Raw genomic sequence first — 24219 nt, 5'->3', positions numbered from 1 at the left:
GTACAACTTGCGCTAACAACTTTCAATAGAGGAAGGCAGATTGAAAAGATTATGTAATGAAGAAAGTAGAAGGGGAGAATAAAAATAAAAGCAAAAAGAAGACTTAATTTAGTTGTCTTCTTTTTGCTTCTAATGTTGGAATTTATTTCCTAGGTTATGACTACCGTTTAAAAATAGGTCATTATAATTTGATAATTGGATTAAACATTACCTTATTTCTACCTTCGCTTTTCGCGACATGGACCATGTCATCTGCATCTTTAAATACGCGTCTTTGAGATTTACGATCATCTCTCGTTAAATATCCTACACCGATAGAGACTGAAAGTTTGATGACTTCCTTATTAGGTAAATGGAATGACGATTTTTCTACACCTTGTCTAATGTTTTCAGCGAGTTTTACACTTTGATCTAATGTGTAATCATTAATGACAACTGAAAATTCTTCTCCACCATTTCTAAAAATTGAAAATTGTTTGGGAACATAATTTTTTAGTAATTGAGACATTTGTTTTAATACAGCGTCACCTGCTTGGTGAGTATATGTATCATTAACATCTTTAAAACCATCAATATCAATAAGTAATAAACCTAAACTTTCTTTATGTTCTTCAGTATATTTTGATAATTGATTTAAATGTCTATCAAATTCTTTAACATTTCCAAGTCCAGTTAAATAATCATATTTATCTTCGTTTTCATAACGATTAACTAATGAGAAGAAATGCCATATGTCTACGAAAGTAATTGCAGAGGCAATTGTAATGATAAATGAAATAGGAATTAAGATAGCAATCTCAATCAAATCATATATCGGACTAAATAAAGCTAAAATAAATAAGATGATAATACTAATCGTATTTAAAATAAGTAAAGATACGATGTCGTTTTGTTTCAAAAATGGACCTACAGCACTAACGACACCAGCAATAACAATTAGAGTAATACCATAGATAATTGAATTATCGAAAATAAGTACATCTACTAGTGCTACAATAATAGCAGAAGTAAGTGTATAAATCATATTGGTATAACGCCCTAAAAATAATAAAGGAACAAATGTTAAATGTACTAAGTATTCTAAACGGAATGGTATAGGATAAGCAGCTAATAATAGTGCTACAAGCGTCATTAAAACAGTGACATATTCTTTTGAAAAGACCATTCTTTTATTTTCAGAGTATTGCAGTCTATGAAATAAATAAATACCTGCAACCATGACTGAAATATTATATATAATTGCTTCAAACATAGTTTTACCGACTCCTTTATTGACCAATAGTTATTGTAAGTGAAAACTTACAATTTGTCATTAGTCAGACTAAAATTTTCCTATACATAATAGAGATTAATGTTAAAATATAAATTTAAGTGATATGATGAAAAAAAATGAGTTTCGTCGTAAGAGATTTTTTGTTTCATTGTAGATAATACATAGTATTAATATTGTTATTATATGGGATGTTTTGTAAGTCTAATAACTATTTTTACAAGGGAATTGTTTATATGGAATACTGATTCCAACAATACGTGTATAATATATAATTAGAAATAAGCGCTTTTAAGTATAAAAGGTAACGTTTAATGAAAATGTAGAAATACGAAGGATATTTTAATTTATAATAAATAAAGGAAGTAAAATGGTTGGATTTCTTAATATTTTTCTTTAATGATAGAAACTAACTTAAATTTGTTGAAGGTGAACTGATGTATACATTATTACTTATTGCATTTACTATGATAGTCAGTTTAATAATAACCCCCATTATTATTGCGATATCTAAGAAATTAAATTTAGTAGATAAACCCAACTTTCGTAAAGTACATACAAAGCCAATTTCAGTAATGGGTGGTACGGTTATTTTATTTTCATTTTTAGTTGGAATGTGGCTCGGACATCCAATTGAAAGAGAAGTAAAACCATTAGTCATTGGCGCTATTTTAATGTACGTTGTTGGATTAATTGATGATATTTATGATTTAAAACCATACTTAAAATTAGCTGGCCAAATCATAGCAGCTTTAGTTGTTGCGTTTTATGGAGTCACAGTCGATTTTATTTCACTACCAATGGGACCAACGATTCATTTCGGTATTTTAAGTATTCCTATAACAGTGATTTGGATTGTAGCTATAACTAATGCGATTAATTTAATCGATGGTTTAGACGGATTAGCATCTGGCGTGTCAGCGATTGCTTTGATGACAATAGCATTTATTGCAATTTTACAGGCGAATGTTTTTATTATAATGATTTGTTGTGTATTAATCGGATCATTATTAGGTTTCTTATTCTATAATTCTCACCCAGCTAAAATATTTTTAGGTGACAGTGGGGCACTGATGATAGGATTTATAATTGGATTTGTATCATTGTTAGGTTTTAAAAATATTACATTTATAGCTTTATTTTTCCCAATCGTTATTTTAGCGGTACCGTTTATAGACACAATTTTTGCTATGATACGCCGAATGAAAAAAGGTCAACATATTATGCAAGCAGATAAATCCCATTTGCATCATAAATTATTAGAACTTGGTTATACTCATCGCCAAACTGTACTATTAATTTATTCAATTGCGATATTATTTAGTTTATCAAGTATTATACTTTATCTATCACAACCACTCGGTGCTTTAATGATGTTTATTTTAATTCTATTAACTATTGAACTTATTGTTGAATTTACTGGTTTAATTGATGATAATTATAAACCAATATTAAAACTCATTACTAAAAGAGATAATCGTCCGCAACATCAATACGAAGAAAAACATGATCACTAAACGAGATAAAGCTATCAAAAAATGACATATGAGCATTTACTATTAATAAATGCATGTCGTTTTTTTGATAGCTTTTTTTAGTCTGTAGAGATATCGAAAGGTAGCATTTTGCTATCTTCAGTTTGGATTTCATAATTCCCAGCGGTTGTTTTATTTAAGAACTCGATAAACTTATCGTACTCTGTTTGAACTACATCTATTTCATAACTTACTTTGTCAGTATAGCTTTGATTTCTAAGCATAAAAGTAGTTGATTCTAATTCGTATTCAAATTTGCCAGTTTGATCGTAACTTAAAGTGACTGTCACTGGTATAGCTGATCTCAATTCTACACGGCCAATGTCGTAAATCACATCTCGGACAGCACCACTATATGCTCTAATAAGTCCGCCACCACCGAGTTTAATTCCACCAAAGTAACGAGTGACAACAACACAAGCATCATGAATATCTAGTTTTTTTAATATTTCTAACATCGGTACACCTGCTGTGCCACTTGGTTCACCGTCGTCGTTTGCTTTTTGAATATTCATTTCAGGACCTACTGTATAGGCTGAACAATTATGCGTTGCATCTTTATGTTGAGTTTTAACTTCATTGATAAATGATTTAGCTTCTTCTTCAGAAGTCACCGGTTTAATATGAGCAATAAAACGTGATTTATTAATAACATTTTCAAATGTATGTTCTTTTTTTACAGTGATGATTGGTTTTGACATCGTTTCACTTCCAAATCTATAATTTTCATATTAGTATTATACACTCTGTAAATACTTAAAATAAAATGTTTAAATGGCAATTTCTTTTTTTGATAAAATATTGTATTATTACTATGAGTATAATTGAGGAGGACTACTATGAAGATTGCTGTAATGACTGATTCTACTAGCTATCTATCTCAAAATTTAATCGATAAATATGATATTCCAGTTGCACCATTAAGTGTGACGTTTGATGATGGTGTAAGCTATACAGAAAGTACAGATGTAGATATTGATCGTTTTTATGAAAAAATGGCAACGTCTGCGACAATACCTACTACAAGTCAACCTGCTGTAGGTGAATGGATTCAACGATATGAAAACTTAAGAGATAAAGGCTATACAGATGTAATAGTTGTATTCTTATCTAGTGGAATTAGTGGGAGCTATCAATCTGGTAAGCAAGCTGGTGAAATAGTAGAAGGCATTAATGTATATGCATTTGATAGTAAGCTTGCGGCTATGATGGAAGGTTGTTACGTATTACGTGCAATTGAAATGGTGGAACAAGGTTATAAGCCAAATGATATCATAGCAGAATTAACAGATATGAGAGAACATACAGGCGCTTATTTAATAGTAGATGATTTAAAAAATCTACAAAAAAGCGGACGAATCACAGGTGCACAAGCTTGGGTAGGTACATTGTTAAAAATGAAACCAGTACTTAAATTTGATGACGGTAAGATAGTCCCTGAAGAGAAGGTACGTACGAAAAAAAGAGCACTTAAAGCATTAGAAGAAAAAGTGTTAAACCAAGTTAAGGACTTTGATGAAGTAACGATATTTGTGATTAATGGTGATAAGACTGAAGATGGTAAAGCATTACTAGACTCTGTTAAAGAAAATGCACCATCACATAGTCAAGTTGCTTATTCAGAATTCGGACCGGTAATCGCTGCCCATTTAGGTTCAGGTGGATTAGGTTTAGGTTACACTGCCCGTAAAGTAAGACTTGATTAATATTTATAGAGGACATATTGGATTGTACATCAACAATCTAGTATGTCTTTTTATTTTGGAGGAAAATAAAATATTACAATATGGAAAAATCATTCAACCAGATGTGACATTAACTAATGAACAGATCGCAAATATAAGTAAAGGCGTCATATTGAAAAATAATCGATGGCATTGTGTTCAATGTGAAACGAATAAACAAATATATTTTCATAGTTACTATTCTGATTATAATGAGAAGGAAATTGTTTATTGTAGAAAATGTATTCAATTAGGTCGTATGGATAGTCAGACTGATTATAGAATATTGCAGAGTAAACAAAAAGTTTCAGAATGTAATTATCAATTAGACTTCAATCTTTCTGAACAACAAAACTATGCTTCAAAACAAATTGTAGATGCTATAAAAGAGAAAAGAAAGATACTGCTTTATGCAGTAACCGGAGCAGGAAAGACAGAAATGATTTTCGAAGGTATAAAAGTAGCTAGAAATAAAGGTGATAACATAGCCATTATATCACCACGAGTTGATGTAGTTGTAGAAATAAGTCAACGTATTAAAGATGCTTTTTCTCAAGAAAACATAGATGTGTTACACCAAAATTCACCACAACAATTTGATGGACATTTTATCATTTCAACCGTGCATCAATTATATAGATTTAAAAATCATTTTGACATCATTATTATTGATGAAGTAGATGCTTTTCCGCTTTCTATGGACGATGATCTAATTAGTGTGATTCATTCAGCCTCTAAACATTCAGCATGTCAAATTTTCATGACAGCAACACCACCGAGAAAACTATTATCTTCCATAGAAAAAGACAATGTAATTAAACTGCCTGCAAGATTTCATAGACAACCTTTACCAGTTCCAATTTTCCAATATTTAAAATTCAACTCTCGAAAAATTCAATTTAAGTTATTAAATATTCTGATAGAACAAATACAATGCCAACGTTATACATTAGTATTTTTCAATCATATTAATAGCATGATTGAAGCCTATGAGCACTATCAATCACATATTCCAAATTTAATCTATATTCATAGCGAAGATGATGAGCGGTTTGAAAAGGTTAATTCCCTAAGAGAAGGTAAGCATCCAATAGTTTTCACAACAACCATTCTCGAAAGAGGGTTCACCATGGAAAAATTAGATGTAGTCGTTACAGAAGCGGATCAATTTTCAAAGGAGGCATTGATTCAGATAGCAGGTCGTGTAGGAAGAAAGAAACAAGCGCCAACAGGAAAAGTAATTTATTTGCATAATGGTGTATCAATGGCAATGATTTTAGCAAAGAAGGATATTAAAGACATGAATAAATTAGCTATTAGGAAAGGCTGGCTAGATATATAAATGCAACGATGTTTACAATGTTTAAATCCAATCAACGAAGCTATAACGATTATTAATTTTTATAAACCTCCAAGTGTTATATGTGAAAAGTGTTCTGAATTGTGGCAGAGAATAAGTTTAAAAGACGAATTTAAAAGGTGTACCCGCTGTTTAAAAGCTTTAGATAAAGATGAACAAAATTGTGAGGATTGCTTATTTTTAAAACAACATTTTAATATTGATTACCAATTAATATGTGATTATAAATACGAAGGAATTATGAAAGATATGATACATCAATATAAATTCTTGAAAGATCAATATTTAAGTAAGGTCATTGCTGAAATGATTAACGTACCAAAAGTGGATTATGATTATATCATTCCTATACCATCTCCCCATGAACGTAATATAATGAGAACTTTTAATCCAGTTGTAGAAGTATTAAAAGCTAAAAATGTGACTTACGATAATATATTGTCAATGAAATTAAGACCTAAACAAGCAAACTTAAATAAAAGATTACGCATAAAGGAAAGTAATCCATTTTATGTTAATGAAGAAGTTGATTTAACTAATAAAGCAATATTACTCATAGATGATATTTATACAACAGGATTAACTATTAACCATGCAATGTGTAAATTATCTGAATTAAATGTCAGAAAATTCAATGTGTTTGCGTTTGCAAGATAAGTGCGACGTGGTAAAATATAATTAAGCATTACCAATATAAGAGGTTAAAGGAGAGATTGACTATGATTAGATTTGAAATTCATGGAGATAACCTCACTATCACAGATGCAATTCGCAACTATATTGAGGAAAAAATTGGTAAGTTAGAGCGTTACTTTAATAATGTGCCAAATGCAGTTGCACACGTTAAAGTTAAAACTTATTCAAATTCAACTACTAAAGTTGAAGTAACAATCCCTCTTAAAGATGTTACTTTAAGAGCTGAAGAAAGACACGATGATTTATATGCAGGTGTTGATTTAATTACGAATAAACTTGAACGTCAAGTTAGAAAATATAAAACTCGTGTAAATCGTAAGCACCGTGATCGTGGTGATCAAGAAGTATTTGTTGCTGAAGTTCAAGAAGCACCACCTGAAGAAATTAGTGGCGCAGAAGAAAGTACAGACAATGATATTGAAATCATCCGTTCTAAACAATTTAGTTTAAAACCAATGGATTCTGAAGAAGCAGTTTTACAAATGAACTTACTAGGTCATGATTTCTATATCTTTACTGATCGTGAAACAGATGGCACTAGTATTGTATATCGTAGAAAAGATGGAAAATACGGTTTAATCGAAACATCTGAACAATAAAACTTAGATAAAGCTTATCTTAATTGAAATAAGCAAATTTGTTTTTATAATTAAATGGACAGATAGATATGGGGGAGTGAGATTAGGGATTCATATAGGAATTCCTTCTCACTTCCTTTTTATATTTAAAGCTACTTGATAGATTAATGAATGAAAATTTATGGTTTAATAGAGGGTAAATAAAGCTTATTTATATATAGTCTCACATATCATACAACGTTAACCATTATTGAAAATAACGAATTTCATATACCGTATAATAAATTTCGTAATTTATGCGAAGTTTATTTATTTGAGACGAGAAATAATACATAGTAACATGTTAGAATTAACTTGTTGACAATTCATTAGATTCAACATAAACATAGCATCATGCTAACTAAAATTTAGATGTTTGAATTTATGAAGAAAATAGCGTAAAGTATGTAAGCCTTAAAGACAAAAAATATTTACGTCATTGATAAAGGATAATTAGATATCCGAATGAGTATTTAAGTATAATTCTAAATGTATAAATGGTAAGATAAATTGTTGAAAGCCAAACAGTTTTTTAGCTAAAGGAGCGAACAGAATGGGATTTTTATCAAAAATTGTTGACGGCAATAAAAAAGAAACGAAAAAACTAGGTAAATTAGCTGACAAAGTACTCGCATTAGAAGAAGATACAGCTATTTTAACTGATGAAGAGATACGTAATAAAACGAAAGAATTTCAAGAAGAACTTTCTAAAATTGAAGATGTAAAAAAACAAAATGATTATTTAGATAAAATATTACCTGAAGCATATGCGCTTGTAAGAGAAGGTTCAAAACGTGTATTTAATATGATTCCTTACAAAGTTCAGGTAATGGGTGGTATTGCGATTCATAATGGTGATATTGCCGAAATGAGAACTGGGGAAGGTAAAACATTAACTGCAACAATGCCTACATATTTAAATGCATTAGCAGGTCGTGGTGTGCATGTTATCACTGTCAATGAATACTTATCTAGTTTCCAAAGTCAAGAAATGGCTGAATTGTATGAGTTCCTAGGTTTAACAGTTGGTTTAAACTTAAACAGTAAAACAACGACAGAAAAACGTGAAGCATACGCTCAAGACATCACATATAGTACTAATAATGAATTAGGCTTTGATTATTTAAGAGATAACATGGTAAATTATGCTGAAGAACGTGTAATGCGACCACTTCATTTTGCTATCATCGATGAGGTCGATTCTATTTTAATTGATGAAGCAAGAACACCATTAATTATTTCTGGGGAAGCTGAAAAATCAACATCTTTATATACTCAAGCAAATGTATTCGCCAAAATGCTTAAAGCGGATGAAGATTATAAATATGATGAAAAAACTAAATCTGTAAACTTAACAGAACAGGGTGCCGACAAAGCTGAACGTATGTTCAAAATTGATAATCTATATGATGTACAAAACGTAGATATTATTAGTCACATTACAACAGCATTAAGAGCTCATGTTACGTTACAACGTGACGTTGACTATATGGTTGTTGATGGAGAAGTACTTATCGTAGACCAATTCACAGGTCGTACAATGCCTGGTAGACGTTTCTCTGAAGGTTTACACCAAGCGATAGAAGCTAAAGAAGGCGTTCAAATTCAAAATGAATCTAAGACAATGGCATCTATCACATTCCAAAACTATTTCAGAATGTACAATAAATTAGCTGGTATGACTGGTACAGCTAAAACAGAAGAAGAAGAGTTCAGAAATATATATAATATGACAGTAACTCAAATTCCTACTAATAAACCAGTTCAACGTGTTGATAAATCAGACTTAATTTATATTAGTCAAAAAGGTAAATTTGATGCAGTTGTAGAAGATGTAGTTGAAAAACACAAAAAAGGTCAACCAGTTCTATTAGGTACTGTAGCTGTTGAAACGTCAGAATATATTTCAAACTTATTGAAAAAACGAGGCGTTCGACACGACGTTTTAAACGCTAAAAACCATGAACGTGAAGCAGAAATCGTAGCAGGAGCAGGTCAAAAAGGCGCTGTAACGATTGCCACAAACATGGCAGGTCGTGGTACAGATATTAAACTAGGTGACGGCGTTGAAGAAATCGGTGGTTTAGCGGTTATAGGTACAGAACGTCATGAATCACGACGTATTGATGACCAATTACGTGGTCGTTCTGGTCGTCAAGGTGATAATGGTGATAGCCGATTCTATCTTTCACTACAAGATGAACTAATGGTACGTTTTGGTTCAGAACGTTTACAAAAAATGATGAACCGACTAGGTATGGATGATTCTACACCTATTGAATCTAAAATGGTTTCAAGAGCTGTAGAATCCGCACAAAAACGTGTTGAAGGTAATAACTTTGATGCACGTAAACGTATCCTAGAATATGATGAAGTGTTACGTAAACAACGTGAGATTATTTATAAAGAAAGAAACGATATCATTGATAACGAAGATAGCTCACAAGTTGTAGATGCAATGTTACGTTCAACATTACAACGAGGCATTAACTATCATATTAACGAAGAAGAAGAAAACTTAGATTATCAACCATTTATTAACTATATAAATGATGTTTTCTTACAAGAAGGCGAATTAAAAGAATCAGAAATTAAAGGTAAAGATTCTGAAGATATTTTCGAAGTGGTATGGGCTAAAATTGAAAAAGCTTATGCTGAACAAAAAGAAACACTTGGCGATCAAATGAACGAATTCGAACGAATGATTTTATTACGTTCAATTGACAGTCATTGGACAGATCACATTGATACAATGGATCAATTACGTCAAGGTATTCATTTACGTTCATATGCACAACAAAATCCATTACGTGATTATCAAAATGAAGGACATGAATTATTTGATATAATGATGCAAAATATCGAAGAAGATACATGTAAATTTATTTTGAAATCAGTAGTACAAGTTGAAGATGACATTGAACGTGATAAAACAACTGATTTTGGTGAAGCAAAACATGCATCAGCTGAAGATGGTAAAGAAAAAGTTAAACAAAAACCTATAGTTAAAGGTGAAGAAATAGGTCGTAATGACCCTTGTCCTTGTGGAAGTGGCAAGAAATATAAAAATTGCCATGGTCAAGCATAATTTTGTGTAAAACAATGACAATAATATTTGATAGCCTGGGGCATAATTGTCTCAGGCTTTCACTTTTTGTAGAATTTAAAAAAACGGAGTTTAAAGAAGAGTTAAATGCTGTTAGCAAGCATTCATCTCTTTGATGACACGTTTATTTATCATACACTGCACTTAATCTTGAATATGATAGAATATAAATGTATAAAAATGATGGATCTGTTTATTTAAGATTAATTAAAAATAATATTTATGTTAAAACAATAAATCAAACTACAAGTGAAATAGGAGAGACATTATGGAATTATCAGAAATCAAACGAAATATAGATTCGTATCAAGACAATTTAAGTCAAATTAGGGGGTCTCTTTGACTTAGAAAATAAAGAGACTAATATACAGGAATATGAAGAAATGATGACTGAACCTAATTTTTGGGACAATCAAAATAAAGCACAAGATATTATAGATAAAAATAACGCTTTGAAATCTATCGTTAATGGTTATTATAAATTAGACGAAGCTGTTGAAGATATGTCAGCAACTGTTGAACTTTTACAAGAAGATTATGACGAAGACTTGAAACAAGAATTAGAAAATGACGTCGTTGCATTTAAAGAAGATATTGATCGTTTCGAATTACAATTACTGTTAGACGGTCCATATGATGCGAATAATGCTATTTTAGAGCTACATCCTGGCGCAGGTGGCACTGAATCACAAGATTGGGTGAGTATGTTATTAAGAATGTACCAACGCTATTGTGAACAGAGTGGTTTCAAAGTAGAAACAGTTGACTATTTACCTGGTGATGAAGCAGGAGTGAAAAGTGTGACATTATTAATTAAAGGTCATAACGCTTATGGTTATTTAAAAGCTGAAAAAGGTGTGCATAGGTTAGTTAGAATTTCACCTTTTGATTCGTCAGGTCGACGTCATACATCATTCGCATCTTGTGACGTTATTCCAGACTTTGATAACGATGAAATTGAAATCGAAATTAATTCTGATGACATTACAGTTGATACATTTAGAGCATCTGGTGCAGGTGGACAACATATTAATAAAACAGAATCAGCAATTAGAATTACCCACCATCCTACTGGTATTGTTGTTAATAACCAAAATGAACGTTCACAAATTAAAAACCGTGAAGCAGCTATGAAAATGTTGAAATCAAAATTATATCAACTTAAATTAGAGGAACAAGCACAAGAAATGGCAGAAATTCGTGGAGAACAAAAAGAAATAGGATGGGGAAGTCAAATTCGTTCATATGTATTCCATCCTTATTCAATGGTAAAAGATCATCGTACCAATGAAGAAACTGGTAAAGTAGATGCTGTAATGGATGGAGATATTGGTCCATTTATTGAATCGTATTTAAGATGGCAAATGGATAAATAAGTTATAAGTTAAATAGGCAACAATTGGAATAATATTTTGAAAGGTGCTTACGTGATAAGCGCCTTTTTAATTTATAATTTTTTAAGTATGTAGTAGTTAAATGTTTTGAAATCCATTTTAATAACGCAAATACGTATATTTGAAAAAGACTATAACTAAATAACTCTATGCAATTAGTAGTTTGTAATATTACTCAGTAATATTTTGACTAGGTGTAAAAATAGCCTAAAAAATTAATGGGATGACTGATACTAATGAATTTGTAATGAAATATATATGGCAAGTTTATATTATTGTGTATAAATATTATATTACATCAATTTAACATTACGCATTTTAAAATAATATTGTGGTATATTAAATTCATCAAATTAGAATTTACAACAAAGGAATGACATATTAATGAAGAAGACGTTTTTAGTATCATTATCATCAGCAGCTGCATTTATTGCATTAAGTAATGTTGCAGACGCTCAAGAACAAACATCTATATCTAATGTTAATGCATCTCAGAATGTAGCAGCAGTTGAAGCTGACAGCACGAGCCAATATATCGTCAAATCAGGTGATACGTTGTATCAAATCGCTTTAGATCATGATATTACTTTAGACGAATTGTATAAACTTAATCCTGGAGTAACACCATTAATTTTCCCTGGAGATATTATTGTAGTATCGCCAACAGGATTAGCAAACCAAGTTCAAAATACATCATATAGCTCTAATCAATTCGAAGCTGAAGAACCAATTCCATCAGCAAGTACACAATATAATAATGTGCCACAAGTATCAGCACCTCAAGTACAATATACAGCAGAACCATCGTATGAAGGTTCAAATGGTTTACATTCAATAAGTAATTCTGGGAACTTATATGCATTTGGTAATTGTACTTATTATGCATTTAATAGACGTGCTGAATTAGGCAAACCAATTGGTAGCCTTTGGGGTAATGCTGCTGACTGGGCTACCAGCGCTAGAAATGCAGGTTTCACAGTAAACAATACTCCAGTTGCAGGAGCAGTATTCCAATCTAATCCAGGTACTAATGGTGCTGGAGGATATGGGCATGTAGGTGTTGTTGAAAAGGTAAATAGTAATGGTACACTTACAGTTTCTGAAATGAACTGGAACGGTGGATTTAATGTTAAATCATATAGAACAATCACAAATCCAGGAAGTTATAATTATATACACTAATCTTTAACATTTAATAGGATTAAAATAGCAGTAATACAATGACTTAAAATTATTGTATTGCTGCTCATTTTTTATCGATATTTTGTGTACTAAGTGAAGGTTTTGAAAACGATATTAGGATATTGCTTTTAATCATAACGATGATTGGTATAATAAAAAATAAGTCTTCATCTATGATTAAATATAAAGGAGGCATCACACAATGGGCATTCATCAATATTATAAAAGATTATCTGATTTGGAAAAGCTTATTAGGTTGCCTGGCAAATTTAAATATTTTGAACATAACGTAGCTGCGCATTCATTTAAAGTAACTAAAATAGCACAATATTTAGGTACTGTAGAAGAATATAATGGTAATGTCATTGACTGGAAAAGTTTGTATGAAAAAGCTTTGAACCATGATTTTGCAGAAGTGTTTACTGGAGATATCAAGACCCCTGTAAAATATGCTAGTAGAGAGTTGAAAATGCTTTTTTCTCAAGTTGAAGAAGAAATGGTAGAGAATTTTATCGAAGAGGAAATTCCTTCTCAATATCGTGATATTTATAGATTGAGACTACAAGAAGGTAAAGATGACTCTATAGAAGGTCAAATACTAGCTGTAGCAGATAAAATTGATTTACTTTATGAAACGTTTGGAGAAATACAAAAACGTAATCCCGAACCATTATTTTTCGAAATATATGAAATGAGTTTAGAAACGATTATGCAATTCGATCATTTAGCTTCTGTTCAAGATTTTATTGATAATGTAATTCCTGAAATGTTAACTGAAAACTTTATCCCAAGAACAGAATTACGTGAAACGACAATGACAATACTTAATAAAAGAAACAGGTGAAATAAATGATTTGGTATGCATGTGCTGCATTTTTTCCTTGTATATTAATCGTTCTCTTTAGTGTAGTTACTAAAAATAAATGGATTGGTACTTCCGTAACTTTAATATTAATAGCTACGTCAATTTATAAAGGCTTTTTCCACAATGAATGGATTATCTTTATAGATGTTGTATCATTGCTAGCCGGATATTTAATCATAGATCAATTAGAATTTCACAAAAGAGAAGAATAACAGAAACAATACACTGAATTAACCATCATGATAAATAAATATTAGTTTAGAAAGCAAGCATAGTTCGTTAACTATGTTTGTTTTTTGTTTATCATATAATATAAAAAATTTAGCGAACAAATGTTTGTATTTCGTGGTAAAAATTTGATAAAATAGATAATAAATTATGAATAAATAATCCCATGTATACTTATAAGAACAGACTGATGCATGACTAATAAATAATAAGGGAAATAGATTAATAAATTCGTATAGTAGGAGTAACACTCTTTCAAAGATACTCAATTAACAATAAGTAATAGATTTTAGATGTAAACAACATAGGAGGCGTATGTCGTAATGGTCGAACATTATCCATTCAAATTAAATTCAGAGTTTGATCCACAAGGTGACCAACCTGAAGCTATAAAGAAAATTGTAAAGGGTGTTGAAGAAGGTAAAAGACATCAAACATTACTTGGTGCAACTGGTACGGGTAAAACATTTACAATGAGTAATGTGATTCAACAAGTGGGTAAACCTACATTGATAATCGCACATAACAAAACATTAGCTGGCCAATTATATAGTGAATTCAAAGAATTTTTCCCTGAAAATAGAGTGGAATATTTCGTTAGTTATTATGATTACTATCAACCTGAAGCATATGTACCATCTACGGATACCTTTATAGAAAAAGATGCTTCTATTAATGATGAAATTGATCAATTAAGACACTCTGCGACAAGTGCATTGTTTGAGAGAGACGATGTTATCATCATTGCTAGTGTAAGTTGTATTTATGGTTTAGGTAACCCAGAAGAATATAAAGATTTAGTTGTTAGCGTCCGCGTTGGTATGGAAATGGAACGCAGCGAATTACTAAGAAAATTAGTAGATGTACAATATACTAGAAATGATATAGATTTCCAAAGGGGTACATTTAGAGTCCGCGGTGATGTGGTAGAAATTTTCCCAGCATCTAGAGAAGAAATGTGTATTCGAGTGGAATTTTTCGGAGATGAAGTAGATCGAATTAGAGAGGTTAACTATTTAACTGGCGAAGTTATTAGAGAACGTGAGCATTTTGCTATATTCCCAGCATCTCACTTCGTTACTCGTGAAGAAAAAATGAAAGTAGCAATCGAACGTATTGAAAAAGAATTGGAAGAACGATTAAAAGAATTAAGAGATGAAAATAAATTACTTGAAGCCCAAAGATTAGAACAACGTACAAATTATGATTTAGAAATGATGCGAGAAATGGGCTTCTGTTCAGGTATTGAAAACTATTCAGTTCATTTAACATTACGACCACTAGGTTCTACACCTTATACATTATTAGATTACTTTGGTGATGATTGGTTAATTATGATTGATGAATCTCACGTAACATTGCCTCAGGTTAGAGGGATGTATAATGGTGACAGAGCGCGTAAACAAGTTTTAGTTGATCATGGTTTCAGATTGCCAAGTGCTTTAGATAACAGACCACTAAAATTTGAAGAATTTGAGGAAAAAACAAATCAATTAGTATATGTATCAGCAACGCCAGGACCATACGAACTAGAACATACTGATGAAATGGTCGAACAAATTATTAGACCTACAGGATTACTAGATCCGAAAATTGATGTACGTCCAACAGAAAACCAAATTGATGATTTGTTAAGTGAAATTCAAGATAGAATTGATAAGAATGAAAGAGTACTTGTTACAACGTTGACGAAAAAAATGAGTGAGGACTTAACTACCTATATGAAAGAAGCGGGTATTAAAGTAAATTATCTTCATTCAGAAATTAAAACGCTTGAAAGAATAGAAATTATTCGAGATTTAAGAATGGGTACATATGATGCCATCATTGGTATTAATTTACTAAGAGAGGGTATAGATATTCCTGAAGTTTCTTTAGTAGTCATTTTAGATGCGGATAAAGAAGGATTTTTACGTTCTAATCGCTCATTAATTCAAACAATTGGACGAGCAGCACGTAATGATCGAGGCGAAGTAATCATGTATGCTGATAAAATTACAGATTCTATGAGATACGCCATTGATGAAACACAAAGACGTCGTGAAATACAAACAGCGCATAACGAAAAATATGGTATTACGCCTAAAACAATTAATAAGAAAATTCATGATGTTATTAGTGCCACTGTTGAAAATGACGAAACAAATGAAAATAAACAAACTGAACTACCTAAGAAAATGACTAAAAAAGAACGACAAAAAACGATAGAAAATATAGAAAAAGAAATGAAAAAAGCAGCTAAAGATTTAGACTTTGAAAAAGCAACAGAACTAAGAGATATGTTATTTGAATTAAAATCAGAAGGGTGACAATTAAATGAGAGAACCATCCATAGTAGTGAAAGGTGCAAAAGCGCATAATTTAAAAGGTGTCGATATTGAATTACCTAAAGACAAATTAATTGTAATGACAGGTATTTCAGGTTCAGGTAAGTCTTCATTAGCCTTTGACACTATTTATGCAGAAGGTCAAAGAAGATATGTAGAATCATTAAGTGCATACGCACGACAATTTTTAGGTCAAATGGATAAACCAGATGTAGATACTATTGAAGGATTATCACCGGCTATTTCTATTGATCAAAAGACAACAAGTAAGAACCCACGATCTACAGTTGCAACCGTAACTGAAATTTACGATTATATCAGATTATTATATGCTCGAGTGGGTAAACCTTATTGTCCAAACCATAATATTGAAATAGAGTCACAGACTGTTCAACAAATGGTAGATAGAATATTAGAATTAGAAACGCGAACAAAAATTCAATTGTTAGCTCCTGTGGTTTCACATCGTAAAGGAAGTCATGAAAAGCTAATCGAAGATATTGGTAAAAAAGGTTATGTACGTTTACGAGTAGACGGAGAAATTGTTGATGTTAATGAAGTGCCAGATTTAGATAAAAACAAAAACCATACTATAGAAGTTGTTGTTGATAGACTAGTAATTAAAGAAGGAATTGAAACAAGACTAGCAGATTCTATAGAAACAGCACTTGAATTATCTGAAGGAAGTTTAACAGTTGATGTGATTGATGGAGAAGACCTAAAGTTCTCTGAAAATCATGCATGTCCTATTTGTGGATTCTCAATTGGCGAATTAGAACCCCGAATGTTTAGTTTTAACAGCCCATTTGGTGCTTGTCCTACTTGTGATGGGTTAGGTCAAAGATTAACAGTCGATATGGATTTAGTTATACCTGACCCAAACAAAACACTAAACGAAGGTGCCATTGAGCCATGGGAGCCAACAAGTTCAGATTTTTATCCAACTTTACTAAAACGTGTCTGTGAAGTTTATAAAATTAATATGGATAAACCTTATAAAAAACTTACCGATAGACAGAAAAATATATTAATGCATGGCTCAGGCGATAAAGAAATTGAATTTACATTTAACCAACGATTTGGTGGCGGCAAACGTAAAAGAAAAATGGTCTTTGAAGGTGTTCTTAATAATATTGATCGTCGATATCATGAATCACCATCAGAATATACTCGTGAAATGATGAGTAGATACATGACCGAGTTACCTTGTGAGACTTGTCATGGCAAGCGTTTAAGTAAAGAAGCATTGTCTGTTTATGTTGGTGGATATAATATAGGCGAAGTTGTTCAAGATTCGATTAAAGAAGCATTGAAATATTATCAAAACATTGAACTATCAGAACAAGACCAAGCAATAGCAAATCAAATTCTTAAGGAAATTATTTCACGTCTAGCTTTCTTAAATAATGTTGGGCTTGAATACCTTACATTAAACCGTGCTTCTGGAACATTATCTGGTGGTGAAGCACAACGAATTCGATTAGCAACACAAATTGGGTCTCGTTTAACAGGTGTACTTTATGTTTTAGACGAACCTTCAATAGGTTTACATCAGCGTGATAATGATCGTCTAATTAACACACTTAAAGAGATGCGGGATTTAGGAAATACATTGATTGTTGTAGAACATGATGATGATACGATGCGTTCTGCAGATTATTTAGTGGATGTAGGTCCAGGTGCTGGTAGTCACGGTGGTGAAATTGTTGCACAAGGTACACCAAAACAAGTGATGAAAGATAAAAACTCATTAACTGGACAATATTTAAGTGGTAAGAAGAAAATTGATGTACCTGAATATCGTCGGGAAGTTACGAAAAAGAAAATTAGTATTAAAGGTGCTAAAAGCAATAACTTAAAAAATGTAAATGTTGATTTCCCTCTATCAGTAATGACTGTAGTGACAGGTGTATCAGGCTCAGGTAAAAGTTCATTAGTTAATGAAGTGTTATATAAATCTCTAGCACAAAAAATTAATAAATCTAAAGTGAAACCTGGAGAATATGATTCTATTAAAGGCATAGATCAATTAGATAAAATTATCGATATTGATCAATCACCGATTGGTAGAACACCACGTTCAAATCCAGCAACTTATACAGGCGTGTTTGATGATATAAGAGATGTTTTTGCTCAAACCAATGAAGCTAAAATACGTGGCTATCAAAAAGGTCGTTTTAGTTTTAACGTTAAAGGCGGACGTTGTGAAGCTTGTAAAGGTGACGGTATTATTAAAATAGAAATGCATTTCTTACCAGATGTTTATGTTCCTTGTGAGGTATGTGACGGTAAACGATATAATAGAGAAACACTTGAAGTCACATATAAAGGTAAAAATATTGCTGATGTTTTAGAAATGACTGCTGAAGATGCAACTCATTTCTTTGAAAATATCCCTAAGATTAAACGTAAACTACAAACATTAGTAGATGTTGGTTTAGGATATGTCACATTAGGACAGCAAGCAACAACTTTATCTGGTGGTGAAGCACAACGTGTTAAACTCGCATCAGAATTGCATAAACGCTCTACTGGACGTTCCATTTACATTTTAGACGAACCAACAACTGGTTTACATGTTGATGATATTAGCAGATTATTAAAGGTATTAAATCGTCTTGTTGAAAATGGTGATACTGTTGTGATTATTGAACATAACTTAGATGTCATTAAAACTGCAGATCATATTATTGATTTAGGACCAGAAGGTGGCGATGGTGGTGGAACAATCGTTGCTACTGGTACGCCTGAAGACATTGCGAATGTAGAAAACTCTTATACAGGACAATATTTAAAAACAGTATTAGAAAGAGATAGAAATAAAGATTAATCATAAAAGAATGATGTTATAATTTATATTAAGGTGATTTCAGAGTATACTGGAATCATCTTTTTTAGATGTAGATATTTATCATCCAAATTAAAAAGGATTCACATTTTTCAAAAACAATATACATAATAAAGTATTCAATAAGGCTTAATTTATAGAGCGTATTTTCTAAATATTAAATAAGCGTAACTTTTTGATATAGAAAGTAGTTTGATTTTTGATATGATTAAAGAAAGCGAAATTGTAGTAACATTTCAAATAGAGGTGAACACATGTTAACAACTGAAAGATTAGTTGAATTATTAAAATTAGAATTAATAGCTGGGGAAGAAGGATTAAATAAACCTATTAAAAACACAGATATCTCTAGACCTGGTTTAGAAATGGCTGGTTACTTCTCACATTACGCTTCAGACAGAATACAATTATTAGGTACGACTGAGTTATCATTTTATAATTTACTTCCAGATGATGAACGTCAAGGAAGAATGAGAAAATTATGTCGACCAGATACACCTGCAATTATAGTAACAAGAGGATTAGAGCCTCCTGAAGAATTAGTTGAAGCAGCAAAAGAATTAAATACACCACTTATTGTTGCTAAAGATGCAACGACAAGTTTAATGAGTAGATTAACTACATTTTTAGAACATGAACTAGCAAAAACAACATCATTACATGGCGTACTAGTTGATGTTTATGGTGTAGGTGTTCTCATAACTGGTGACTCTGGTATCGGTAAAAGTGAAACAGCATTAGAATTAGTTAAAAGAGGACATAGATTAGTTGCTGATGACAATGTTGAGATAAGAGAAATTACTAAAGATGAATTAATAGGTAAACCACCAAAATTAATAGAACATTTATTAGAAATACGTGGTTTAGGAATCATTAATGTGATGACATTATTTGGGGCGGGCTCAATTTTAACTGAAAAACAAATCCGTTTAAATATTAATTTAGAAAACTGGGATAAAGAAAAGTTATACGATAGAGTCGGCTTAAACGAAGAGACTTTACGTATTTTAGATACTGAAATCACGAAAAAAACAATTCCTGTAAGACCTGGACGAAACGTTGCAGTTATTATTGAAGTTGCTGCTATGAACTATCGTTTAAATATTATGGGAATAAATACAGCAGAAGAATTTAGCGAACGACTTAATGATGAAATTGTTCGTAACAGTCATAAAAGTGAGGAGTAATTAGTTTATGGATTTAACTTTGAGTTATATTGATCCTGTCGCATTTCACCTAGGTCCATTACAAATACGATGGTATGGAATTATAATTGCTTGTGGTATCTTAATAGGGTATTTTGTAGCACAAGAAGCTTTGAAGAGAGTTGGTCTACATAAAGACACATTAGTAGATGTTATCTTTTATTGTGCCATATTTGGTTTTATTGTAGCTCGTATATATTTTGTAATATTCCAATGGCCATATTACATGCAAAATCCAGGAGAAATACCTAAAATATGGCATGGCGGTATAGCTATCCATGGAGGATTAATAGGTGGCTTTATTACAGGAGTTATCGTATGTAAATTAAAAAATTTAAACCCATTCCAAATTGGAGACATTGTCGCACCGAGTATTATTTTAGCTCAAGGTATCGGACGATGGGGCAATTTCATGAACCATGAAGCACACGGCGGTATAGTATCTAAAACATTCTTGGAACAACTTCATATACCTCGATTTATTATTAATAATATGTATATTGATGGTCATTATTATCATCCAACATTTTTATACGAATCAGTATGGGATGTGTTAGGATTTATCTTATTAATTTCGATTAGAAAGCATTTGAAACTAGGAGAAACATTCTTCTTATATCTAATTTGGTATTCAATAGGTCGTTTCTTTGTTGAAGGACTTAGAACAGACAGCTTGATGTTGACAAGTCATATAAGAGTGGCACAATTAGTATCGGTTATACTTAGTATTATTAGTATTATTTTAATTATTTATAGACGATATAAATTTCAACCACCTGTTTATAAAAATGCTGGTCCATTAAGTTGGCCAAAGCAAAAGGTGTAGATTTTCAATGAGAAAACTCCAAACACATGATAGATATCAAAAATCATCGATTAATCCATTATGGCAAATATATCGACTAATACGTTTTCCAAAAGTGTTTAAACAAACATTAATAATTTAAATTTGTCGAGTAATGCCAAATTTAAAATTAAAAAATGTTATCTATCGTAAGTATTTAAAAATGAATATTGGCAAACAAACTGTATTCGCATATAAAGTAGTACCAGATTTGTTTTATCCCGAATTAATAACTGTTGGCAACAATAGTGTGATTGGTTATAATACTACAATATTAACGCACGAAATTTTAGTGGATGAATTTAAATATGGTAAAGTTCAAATAGGTCTTAATACATTAATAGGTGCTAATGTGACAATACTTCCTGGAGTAACTATTGGAAGTCATGTCACCATTGGTGCAGGAACAGTTGTCTCAAAAGATGTGCCAGATTGCGCATATGCGATTGGTAATCCTATAAAAATAAATTAAAGATGGAGGTGACAATCTTTGGCAGATAAAAACAATAAAATTATTTCAATGGCTTTTGATGAACCGTTTTATCGTAAAATGGCTAATCAGAAGTGGAAGCAACAAGATTATAAAAAAGCAGTCGATTATTACGGTAAAGTGCTAGAATTGTCACCTGAGGATTTTGATATTCAATTAAACTATGCTCAATGTTTAGTAAAACTAGGTTTTGGAAGCCAAGCTGAAAAGGTATTTTATGAAAATATTATAAATGATAGACGTAAGGCAGATAGTTTTTATGAGTTGAGTCAGTTAAACATTGAATTAAATGAACCAAACAAGGCATTCTTGTTTGGTATTAATTATGTATTAATTACAGATGATCAAGATTTCCGAGATGAGCTTGAACAAACATTCGATGTGTCGTATTCAAACGAACATCAAATAGAAATCGAAGCACAACTATTTGCAGTACAACTATTATTTCAATTTTTATTTTCACAGGGACGTTTAGAAGAAGCGAGAACTTATATTTTAAATCAAGATGAAGATATTCAAAATCATCGAGTGATAAAAAATTTATTAGCGATGTGTTATTTATATTTAGGCGAATATGATATAGCAAAGGACATGTTTGAAGAGTTACTAAATGAAGATAATTCAGATGTTCATGCACTGTGTCATTATACGTTACTACTTTACAATACAAATGATATGGATAAATATAAGCGTTACTTAAATATTTTAAACAAAGTCATGCCAATGAATGACGATGAAAGTTTTAAATTAGGTATTGTCTTAAGTTATTTGAAACAATATCATGCTTCTCAAAAATTATTGCTTCCTTTATATAAAAAAGGGAAATTTGCTTCTATTCAAATGTTTAATGCCTTAAGCTACAATTATTATTACCTAGGAAATAAAGATGAAAGTATTCAATTTTGGAACAAGTTATTACAAATTTCTAAAGTTGATGTAGGTTTTCCACCATGGGTAATTGAAGAAAGTAAACATGTATTTGATCAACGTATTTTACCTTTATTAATGGACGACGATAGTCATTATAGATTATATGGTATATTCTTGTTGAATCAATTGAATGGTAAAGAAATATTGATTACAGAAGAAATTTGGGCCGTATTAGAAACGATGAATGATTATGAGAAACTATATTTAACATACTTAGTTCAAGGTTTGACACTAAATAAATTAGATTTCATACATCGTGGCATGGTCAAATTATATCAATTTGATGAATTTAGAAATGATACATCTTTATTTGTTCAATGGATAGATCAAGCTGAATCAATTATTGCAGATCAAGCTGATTTAACAGAATTAGATAGATATTTAGGTGCGTTCTTATATTTGTATTATCAACATACCAACCAAAAATTGACTAAAAAGCAAATAAAAGAATGGTTTGATATAAGTAATTATAAACTTGATAAAACGATAACTTATATTCTGAGCATATAAATTTATGAAATACTTATTTTGATATATAATGCGTTTAATGATTATTAAGTAGGAGGGCAAGTAAATGACTGAAGTAGATTTTGATGTAGCAATTATAGGTGCAGGCCCTGCTGGTATGACGGCTGCAGTTTATGCATCACGTGCAAATTTAAACACTGTTATGATTGAACGTGGTATGCCAGGTGGCCAAATGGCAAATACAGAAGAGGTAGAAAACTTTCCAGGATTTGAAATGATTACTGGACCAGATTTATCTACAAAAATGTTTGAACATGCGAAAAAATTTGGCGCTACTTATCAATATGGTGATAGTAAATCAATAGAAGATAAAGGCGACTATAAAGTAGTTAATTTAGGAAACAAAGAAATTACTGCACATGCAGTTATTATTTCAACTGGTGCTGAATATAAAAAAATAGGCGTACCAGGTGAACAAGAATTAGGCGGACGTGGCGTAAGTTATTGTGCAGTATGTGATGGTGCATTCTTCAAAAATAAACGTTTATTTGTTATCGGCGGTGGTGACTCAGCAGTTGAAGAAGGTACATTCTTAACAAAATTTGCTGATAAAGTGACGATTGTCCACAGAAGAGACGAATTACGCGCACAAAGTATTTTACAAGATCGTGCATTTAAAAATGATAAAGTTGATTTTATTTGGAGCCATACATTAAAAACAATAAATGACAAAGATGGCAAAGTAGGATCAGTAACTTTAGAGTCAACTAAAGATGGTTCAGAAGTAACATACGATGCAGATGGTGTATTTATTTATATTGGTATGAAACCATTAACTGCACCATTCACTGATTTAGGTATTACAAATGAAAATGGTTATATTGTAACTCAAGCTGATATGAGTACAGATGTACCTGGTATCTATGCTGCAGGCGACGTAAGAGATAAAGGTTTACGTCAAATTGTAACAGCAACAGGTGATGGTAGTATTGCGGCACAAAGTGCGGCTGATTATATTGAAAGTATTAAAGATAAATTAGAAGCTTAAATATCGTTTATAACAAGAAATAAAGCTAGAGCAATAGGAGGATTATAACAATGATAATCCATTTGTTGTTCTAGCTTTTTTA

General features: G+C 31.3%; 18 protein-coding genes and 1 pseudogene. 17 read left to right on the top strand and 2 right to left on the bottom strand.

Annotated elements, in window-relative coordinates; genetic code table 11:
- Positions 1-181 precede the first annotated feature (181 nt).
- A complete protein-coding gene (gene gdpS, locus NSQ15_RS09965) occupies positions 182-1252 on the bottom strand; it encodes a GGDEF domain-containing protein GdpS (RefSeq protein WP_029056481.1) in 1071 nt (356 codons plus the stop codon).
- A 455-nt stretch (positions 1253-1707) separates the two neighbouring features.
- On the opposite strand from gdpS, the gene NSQ15_RS09960 reads away from it, so the two are divergent.
- Positions 1708-2787, top strand: a complete 1080-nt coding sequence (locus NSQ15_RS09960) for a glycosyltransferase family 4 protein (protein ID WP_017638186.1) — start codon at positions 1708-1710, stop codon at positions 2785-2787.
- 77 nt (positions 2788-2864) lie between these two features.
- On the opposite strand, the gene NSQ15_RS09955 is transcribed toward NSQ15_RS09960, so the two are convergent.
- Positions 2865-3506 carry a YigZ family protein gene (locus NSQ15_RS09955; RefSeq protein ID WP_017638185.1) on the bottom strand — a complete coding sequence of 214 codons (642 nt, stop codon included), beginning with the start codon at positions 3504-3506 and terminating at the stop codon, positions 2865-2867.
- 138 nt (positions 3507-3644) lie between these two features.
- Here NSQ15_RS09955 and fakB1 point away from each other — a divergent pair, with 138 nt between their 5' ends.
- The 16 genes and pseudogenes from fakB1 (at position 3645) to trxB (ending at position 24137) form a co-directional block, all read left to right on the top strand.
- On the top strand, positions 3645-4511 hold the full coding sequence (gene fakB1, locus NSQ15_RS09950; RefSeq protein WP_017638184.1) for a fatty acid kinase binding subunit FakB1: 867 nt from the start codon (positions 3645-3647) through the stop codon (positions 4509-4511).
- Between the two features lie 55 nt (positions 4512-4566).
- Positions 4567-5871 carry a DEAD/DEAH box helicase family protein gene (locus NSQ15_RS09945; protein WP_246456618.1) on the top strand — a complete coding sequence of 435 codons (1305 nt, stop codon included), beginning with the start codon at positions 4567-4569 and terminating at the stop codon, positions 5869-5871.
- A complete protein-coding gene (locus NSQ15_RS09940) occupies positions 5872-6546 on the top strand; it encodes a ComF family protein (RefSeq protein ID WP_070452474.1) in 675 nt (224 codons plus the stop codon).
- A 62-nt stretch (positions 6547-6608) separates the two neighbouring features.
- Complete coding sequence (gene hpf, locus NSQ15_RS09935) at positions 6609-7184, top strand: ribosome hibernation-promoting factor, HPF/YfiA family (protein ID WP_017638181.1); 576 nt, start codon at positions 6609-6611, stop codon at positions 7182-7184.
- Positions 7185-7755: 571 nt separating this feature from the next.
- Positions 7756-10290: a preprotein translocase subunit SecA gene (gene secA / locus NSQ15_RS09930; protein WP_029056486.1), complete on the top strand. Its 2535-nt coding sequence runs from the start codon at positions 7756-7758 to the stop codon at positions 10288-10290.
- 286 nt (positions 10291-10576) lie between these two features.
- Positions 10577-11684, top strand: a protein-coding gene (prfB, locus tag NSQ15_RS09925; protein ID WP_096807838.1) for a peptide chain release factor 2 whose coding sequence is annotated in 2 segments (ribosomal slippage) — positions 10577-10648 and positions 10650-11684 — 1107 coding nt in all. Because the reading frame shifts where the segments join, the coding sequence is not laid out codon by codon here.
- 402 nt (positions 11685-12086) lie between these two features.
- Entirely contained in the window at positions 12087-12884 is a 798-nt protein-coding gene (locus tag NSQ15_RS09920; protein ID WP_070452471.1) for a COG3942 and LysM peptidoglycan-binding domain-containing protein, read from the top strand.
- Positions 12885-13086: 202 nt separating this feature from the next.
- Positions 13087-13728, top strand: coding sequence for a YfbR-like 5'-deoxynucleotidase (locus NSQ15_RS09915; protein WP_017638176.1), 642 nt, complete (start codon positions 13087-13089; stop codon positions 13726-13728).
- A 5-nt stretch (positions 13729-13733) separates the two neighbouring features.
- Positions 13734-13961: a CsbA family protein gene (locus tag NSQ15_RS09910; RefSeq protein ID WP_017638175.1), complete on the top strand. Its 228-nt coding sequence runs from the start codon at positions 13734-13736 to the stop codon at positions 13959-13961.
- Positions 13962-14300: 339 nt separating this feature from the next.
- Entirely contained in the window at positions 14301-16286 is a 1986-nt protein-coding gene (gene uvrB / locus NSQ15_RS09905) for an excinuclease ABC subunit UvrB (protein WP_340747131.1), read from the top strand.
- Positions 16287-16293: 7 nt separating this feature from the next.
- Positions 16294-19134 carry an excinuclease ABC subunit UvrA gene (uvrA, locus tag NSQ15_RS09900; RefSeq protein ID WP_124760783.1) on the top strand — a complete coding sequence of 947 codons (2841 nt, stop codon included), beginning with the start codon at positions 16294-16296 and terminating at the stop codon, positions 19132-19134.
- Between the two features lie 272 nt (positions 19135-19406).
- On the top strand, positions 19407-20339 hold the full coding sequence (gene hprK, locus NSQ15_RS09895) for an HPr(Ser) kinase/phosphatase (RefSeq protein WP_070452466.1): 933 nt from the start codon (positions 19407-19409) through the stop codon (positions 20337-20339).
- A 7-nt stretch (positions 20340-20346) separates the two neighbouring features.
- Positions 20347-21183: a prolipoprotein diacylglyceryl transferase gene (gene lgt / locus NSQ15_RS09890; protein WP_070452463.1), complete on the top strand. Its 837-nt coding sequence runs from the start codon at positions 20347-20349 to the stop codon at positions 21181-21183.
- Between the two features lie 7 nt (positions 21184-21190).
- Positions 21191-21722, top strand: a pseudogene (locus NSQ15_RS09885) (acyltransferase); the annotation flags it as partial.
- On the top strand, positions 21692-23131 hold the full coding sequence (locus NSQ15_RS09880; RefSeq protein WP_070452460.1) for a tetratricopeptide repeat protein: 1440 nt from the start codon (positions 21692-21694) through the stop codon (positions 23129-23131). The pseudogene NSQ15_RS09885 and the gene NSQ15_RS09880, both read left to right, overlap by 31 nt.
- 64 nt (positions 23132-23195) lie before the next feature.
- Complete coding sequence (gene trxB / locus NSQ15_RS09875; RefSeq protein ID WP_340747130.1) at positions 23196-24137, top strand: thioredoxin-disulfide reductase; 942 nt, start codon at positions 23196-23198, stop codon at positions 24135-24137.
- Positions 24138-24219 lie beyond the last annotated feature (82 nt).

The sequence above is a fragment of the Staphylococcus sp. FSL W8-0774 genome (assembly GCF_038006785.1).
Taxonomy (GTDB): Bacteria; Bacillota; Bacilli; order Staphylococcales; family Staphylococcaceae; genus Staphylococcus; species Staphylococcus pasteuri.
Note: the sequence above shows the minus strand (reverse complement) of the source record. Positions and strands in the feature narration are given on the sequence as shown.